Origin of the sequence: Psychromonas hadalis ATCC BAA-638, assembly GCF_000420245.1 — a bacterium.
Lineage (GTDB): Bacteria > Pseudomonadota > Gammaproteobacteria > Enterobacterales > Psychromonadaceae > Psychromonas > Psychromonas hadalis.
In genome coordinates, this window is sequence record NZ_ATUO01000197.1 from 1 (window position 1) to 6,068 (window position 6,068).

A 6,068-nucleotide genomic window follows, 5' to 3' on the forward strand; every position below is an offset into this window, starting at 1 on the left:
CCCCTTTCCCCCAGGGCAAACGGGTTTAAAACAAACAGAATGAGTTTGCTTTCTGGTCAGTTGTTAATTCAAGCATCAAAAGGCAGGACTAAAGTCCCACTTCCGATGAATAATTAGCTTACTTTTGGGAAGTGGGACTTTAGTCCTGCATGTTTTCATTTATATAAATAGAGACTAACTCCTTCAATCAAGAAAAATCACTGGATTGTTGGTTAACTGTACTTAACTTGTATTATTTAAACCCGTTTACCCTGCCCTTTCCCCACACTTGTTGCCGTTTTCTAGGTAAAGCTGGTTGTATATGTGAGCAAAAAAGAGGAAATTAAAGAGATATATAATAAAATCCAGAACAGCATATTAAGAGAGGTAAATATATCTTGAAAAACATTAAAACCATGAAAGTTTTTGGCAGTGCATTGCTTATTTTTGGTTGTTTAATAATTGTTCTTATTTTGGGTGTTTATTTTCTCTCAGAAGATAAGAATGAGGTCGAGAACATCACAGCACAGCACATCATTTATCAATCGATAGGCGAGTTAGGTGGCTTTTCAAATGGTAAAGGCGCAATGGTAAAGACAATAAATGTGGTTAGCGACAATATAGATAACCCTGATATTGAAGCAATTGTTAACTGCTATACAAATACCAGTGCCACTGTTTTTCGTGATTACTTAAGAGCGGTCAATTTTTCTATGGGGCAGTTTTGTAAGGTACAACAAAATTTAGAAGCAGTATCGACATCTAATCAAAATAACAGCGCTAGGTGTACAGAGCCTAAATCAATTATTATGAGCGTAGATGAACTTGAAAAGTTAGGCCGTAAATATACGGGCGATTTTGCAACAGATTTAGCCCGCTGTAAAATTTAAATGACACTAAGGAGGTGGAGAGGAGTAAAACAAGTCAATCATTCCCGACATGTCGGCTCAATAGATAGGTAAGCAATTAAAAAATATCAGGGAATTTGAACTTGGCAACTGCATTAGAGGCAATTATTAAATGGCGTCTATTCCCCGTTGGTTCATCAAATCATCTCATCAGTAGTTAAGGGTCACAATACAATAAGTGACCCCTTTCTTGGCATAAATTTGTCGTTTTATAACTCGCTCAGGCCGATTGCGACTTAGTTTTCTAGGGCGCAAAGGGGCACATTGCGAGTTAGGTTTTAATTGTTTTTAACTTGATAGGGGAGATAGTCGAGTTCAGTAGTCGCACCATTTTCTTGCCCTGTAACTTCCAGTTACATCCTAAAAAAAGATCTAAACTCTCAAAAAACAACATCCAAAAGCAATTCCTTATCTCAAAGCATCTATTCCAGAACAGTAAAATCAATAGCTTACAGTGACACTAGCAATTAACCCTCCAAGTGAGGTTTCTTTGCAAAAAATAATGTACTTATTGCAACGTGACGTTTATTTTTGAGATCTCCTAGCGAGGTAAGGCAATCTGTGTCGTTCTAAAATCTCTTTGTGCAATGACTCGGTTTCATTGTTATGGCTAAGATATCTGAACAATTTGCATTAATGACTTTGCATCTTGAAGTCTCATGAGTATATAATAATGATTCTCACCGGGGAGCTGATATAAGCTGAGACTGTCTATGACTAAACCCGTACACCTGAACCAGATAATACTGGCGTAGGAATTGAGCTTTTCAATCGTTGTTCACTGATTAGCATCTTTTCCTGTCTATTCCCCACTAAATGGATTGCATAGTGAAAAAAATTCTTCCTCTTATTGCTTTTAGCGCAATGATATCAATGCCTGTTGCCGCAAATAAATTAGTTGTTTATACCTATGACTCTTTTGCCTCTGATTGGGGACCCGGCCCAAAAATTAAAAAAGCGTTTGAAGCACAATGTAAATGTGAGCTAGAGTTTGTTAGTTTAGATGACGGAGTTTCAATTTTAAACCGACTACGTTTAGAAGGTAAGCACAGTAAAGCGGACGTGTTATTGGGCTTAGACAATAACCTCATGGCTGAAGCGAAAAAAAGCGGATTATTAGTAGAGCATAATGTTGATACCAGTAAGGTTATCTTAAAAGGTGGCTGGTCTGATAAAATGTTTGTACCCTTTGACTATGGTTATTTTGCCTTTGTTTATAACAAGGAGAAATTGCCTAATCCACCTAAAAGTCTTAAAGAACTTGTTGAAAACAAAGATAACATCAAAATTATCTATCAAGATCCACGCACTTCAACACCAGGGCAAGGTTTTATGTTATGGATAAAATCTGTCTATGGTGAGCAAGCATCTAGTGCTTGGAAGCAAATTGCGAAAAAGACGGTCACTGTGACTAAAGGTTGGTCAGAGGCATACAATATGTTTTTAAAAGGTGAAGCGGATATGGTGCTTTCTTATACCACTTCCCCTGCTTATCACATCATTGCTGAGAACAAGCATCAGTATGTTGCTGCCGATTTCTCAGAAGGGCATTATGCGCAAGTGGAAGTCGCTGTAAAAGTAAAAAGTAGCGTTCAGCAAAAGCTGGCAGACCAGTTTATGGACTTTATTCTTAGCCCTGAATTCCAATCTGTTATTGCAACTGGCAACTGGATGTATCCGGTGACGGATGTTGTATTACCAAAAGAGTTTGAACAGTTAACCATGCCTAATAAATCGTTATCTTTTACTGCACAGGAAGTGGCTGACAATCGTAGAGCTTGGATTCGTGAGTGGCAAAATGCATTAGTTGAATAAATAGTTTTGTTTATTTCAGTAAGACCACAAACACTACCCGGTATTATTATTGCCGGGTTGATCTTGGTATTTATGTTGGCAGCAATGTCTGCACTACTCGTGCATAGCCCGGAAGTCAGCTTGAGTAGCTTATGGCGGGATCCCTATTACCGTCACATTACCGCTTTTAGTTTTTATCAAGCCTTGCTCTCAACGTTGCTCAGTGTCGGCCTTGCTATTCCGATTGCCCATGCATTATCTCGCCGTTATTTCTTTGGAAAAGCGTTATTACTTAAGTTATTCGCCACTACACTTGTTTTACCCGTGTTGGTTGGCGTTTTTGGCTTGATTTCAATTTATGGTAACAGTGGCTTGATCGCACAGCTATTAAATCATTTTGATTACCCATTACCGTTCTCGATATATGGCCTTAACGGGATACTGCTAGCGCATGTTTTTTTCAATTTACCCTTTGCCACGCGTTTATTATTGCAATCGTTACAAAGAATCCCTGCTGAGCAGCATAAATTAGCAGCCCATTTAGGTATCTTCCATTGGCACAAATTTAAACTACTTGAGTGGCCATCACTCCGTCAGCAACTGCCCAATGTGGCTGGCCTGGTTTTTATACTCTGCTTTACTAGTTTTGCTACCGTGATGGCATTAGGTGGCGGCCCCAAATCAACCACCATTGAGTTAGCCATTTACCAAGCAATAAAGTTTGAATTCGATTTACAATCGGGCGCATTACTGGCTTTATGGCAAATGTTCTTATGTGCTGGTTTGGCGATGTTCATTCAACGTTTCTCTCGGCCAGTGCCACTGATGAACAGTGTCAGTCGGCAAACTTTTATTTTGTTTTCCGATAATCGTTTTGCTCGCTGTTGGGATCGCTTTTGGATAGGCGCTGTTATTCTACTGGTATTGCCACCCTTATTGATGGTCATTATCAGTGGTGTTAATGCGCAACTGCTGAGCATGATTTTTGATAGTACTTTTTGGAAAGCACTGGGTAATTCATTATTCATTGCAGTCTGTGCAGCGTGTATTGCATTGCTCGCTGGTATTTTTATTCTTATTAGTAGTCGTTTTTGGCGCTTACGTGGACTTAACTTTAGAGCCGATAAACTGGAGTTGGTCGCGAGCATTATTTTAGTGACGCCAGGCATTGTTATCAGTACCGGACTGTTTTTACTGTTACGAGAGAGCAGTGATGTTTTTAGCTTTGCGTGGTTGGTGGTGATTGCGGTCAATGCATTAATGGCATTACCCTATGTACTCAAAACGCTTGCTCAACCTATGCTCCATATGGCGCAGCAATATGATCAGTTATGTGCCAGTTTAGGTATTTTTTCTTGGTATCGATTTAAATTTATTGAGTGGCGAGCGATAAGGCAACCCATTGTGCACGCATTTGCAATTAGTTTTGTTTTATCCGTTGGTGATTTAAGTGCAATTGCGCTGTTTGGTAGCCAAGATTTCACCACATTACCGCTTTATCTATTACAGTTATTAGGGAGTTATCAAATGCAGTCGGCGGCGGTTATTGCTCTATTCTTACTCATATTAAGTGTTGGTACTTTCGCTTTAATTGAAAAGCTAACCCTAAAGAAACCAGCATAAATAAAGAAATAAACAGAAAAAAGTAAGCATAAAATAATAACACGCTTCACTCACTAAGACTCTCACTGGCAAGGCTGTTTGGGCTAATATGATTAAATTTAATAATGTGAAATACCAATATCAGCAACAACGATTTTGTTTTGATATTAATATTCTACCGGGCAGCCTTGTTGCTATATTAGGGGAAAGTGGGGCGGGTAAAAGTACCTTACTCAATTTAGCTGCGGGGTTTATTAGACCTATCGATGGTGATATTGAAATTGCGGAAAAGTCCGTTATCAATGTACAACCTCACCTACGCCCTTTGTCCATTTTATTTCAAGAACAAAACTTATTTGCCCACTTAAATGTTGTTGATAATATTGGTTTAGGCTTGCATCCCGGCTTAAAATTAAGCGCACAGCATCACCAGAGTATCGTTGATATTTGTCAGAAATTGGCGATTGAGGACCTATTAGAACGCTTTCCCGAGCAGTTATCCGGCGGACAAAAACAACGTGTGGCACTAGCGCGTTGTTTTGTGCAAAAAAAACCATTGTTATTGCTTGATGAGCCATTTTCAGCATTAGATCCTGTTTTACGCAGGGAAATGTTGGCCATCGTAAAGCATTTGGCAACGGTTAATAAAGTCACCGTGTTGATGGTTACTCATCATATTGCAGATGCGCTTAATGTAGCATCACACTATATTTTTATAGAGCAGGGCAAAACCGCGGGTGTTGATAAGATAGCCAATTTAAACAGTAACAGTCCCAACCCTAGATTAAGTAAATTTGTCCAAGCGGGTTTATAATTTTGCTTCCGATGCTAAGTTAATATCGCTAACTCGACAGTAACATAGCTCACGTGGTTCAAACCTGCACTGTGTATGTTATCCCGGTTTTTATCGGTGTGAGAAATCGTAACACCACCATTAAAATCACGACTTAGTAAAACCTAATACGAAAAATATAAGATAAGCTATTGATGGTTATCTTATATTTAATGTTTATTTCATTCCCGTATTAGTACAGATTTAGGACCTATATTAACCACAAATAGTCGCTTTAGAAGTCCTTGGGCCATAAACGCTTTAAGATTTTATTCCTAAATTCACCCAAAGCGAGAACTTGTTGTGGCTAAGTAATATTGGCCACAATTTTGTAAGTTTCTAACTCGTTAAGGGGCGTTTGCGATTTAGCTTCTATTTACTCAACATACAGGAGTTACTATGAAAATTATCGGTCTATTAATTGTTGTTATTGTCACCCTATTTATCGCCCGGCTGGTTTTTCAAAACCTTAGCATACCTACACATTTGGGCCATAAAGCAGGTCAATTAGGTGCTATGCCAGATAAGCCCAATGCGGTATCGAGTCAAACTAACATTGTAGAAAAGCGAGTAGAGCCATTGCAGTACAAGGCGAGCTATGAGGAAACTATCAGTTCGGTGCTAGCCACTTTGAACACGATGGGAAACAATGAGTTGCAAGCTCAAGAAAGTCACTACCTCTATTCTGTGTTCACGACAGGCGTTTTTCATTTTCACGATGATGTTGAAATACTGCTTGATGAGCAAACTAAACTGGTTCATTTTCGATCCCAGTCTCGTGCTGGTCATTCCGATTTAGGTGTTAACCGCAAGCGCTACGAACAATTTAAAGCTATTTATAACAAATAGCCCCTAGTATTTATTACCTAAGAACTATCTTATTGTTAGCGAAGGCATGGGGCTTGTCTTTCAAGTTAATATTCATTTCTAACCCGCTATGGGGCAAAGCGATC

5 protein-coding genes and 1 riboswitch are annotated in these 6,068 nt (G+C 39.0%); all 5 genes read left to right on the forward strand.

Features of this window, described 5'->3' with window-relative positions; genetic code table 11:
* The first annotated feature begins 377 nt into the window (after positions 1 to 377).
* The 5 genes from G322_RS0116965 to G322_RS21235 all read left to right on the forward strand — a co-directional run bounded on the left by G322_RS0116965 (position 378) and on the right by G322_RS21235 (position 5,964).
* Complete coding sequence (locus tag G322_RS0116965) at positions 378 to 869, forward strand: hypothetical protein (RefSeq protein ID WP_028866707.1); 492 nt, start codon at positions 378 to 380, stop codon at positions 867 to 869.
* A gap of 692 nt (positions 870 to 1,561) precedes the next feature.
* Positions 1,562 to 1,662: riboswitch (TPP riboswitch) on the forward strand.
* Between the two features lie 53 nt (positions 1,663 to 1,715).
* Complete coding sequence (thiB, locus tag G322_RS0116970) at positions 1,716 to 2,702, forward strand: thiamine ABC transporter substrate binding subunit (protein WP_022942900.1); 987 nt, start codon at positions 1,716 to 1,718, stop codon at positions 2,700 to 2,702.
* Positions 2,703 to 2,708: 6 nt separating this feature from the next.
* Positions 2,709 to 4,304: a thiamine/thiamine pyrophosphate ABC transporter permease ThiP gene (gene thiP, locus G322_RS0116975; protein WP_022942901.1), complete on the forward strand. Its 1,596-nt coding sequence runs from the start codon at positions 2,709 to 2,711 to the stop codon at positions 4,302 to 4,304.
* Between the two features lie 88 nt (positions 4,305 to 4,392).
* Entirely contained in the window at positions 4,393 to 5,097 is a 705-nt protein-coding gene (gene thiQ, locus G322_RS0116980; RefSeq protein ID WP_022942902.1) for a thiamine ABC transporter ATP-binding protein, read from the forward strand.
* A 417-nt stretch (positions 5,098 to 5,514) separates the two neighbouring features.
* The gene (locus G322_RS21235; protein WP_022942903.1) at positions 5,515 to 5,964 is read left to right on the forward strand and encodes a DUF1499 domain-containing protein; all 450 of its coding nucleotides are present in this window, start codon (positions 5,515 to 5,517) and stop codon (positions 5,962 to 5,964) included.
* The last annotated feature ends 104 nt before the right edge of the window (positions 5,965 to 6,068 follow it).

Excerpts from the sequence above, each read along its gene's own strand:
- thiQ (WP_022942902.1), top strand. The coding sequence starts at position 4,393 with ATGATTAAATTTAATAATGTGAAATACCAATATCAGCAACAACGATTT.
- G322_RS21235 (WP_022942903.1), top strand. The coding sequence starts at position 5,515 with ATGAAAATTATCGGTCTATTAATTGTTGTTATTGTCACCCTATTTATC.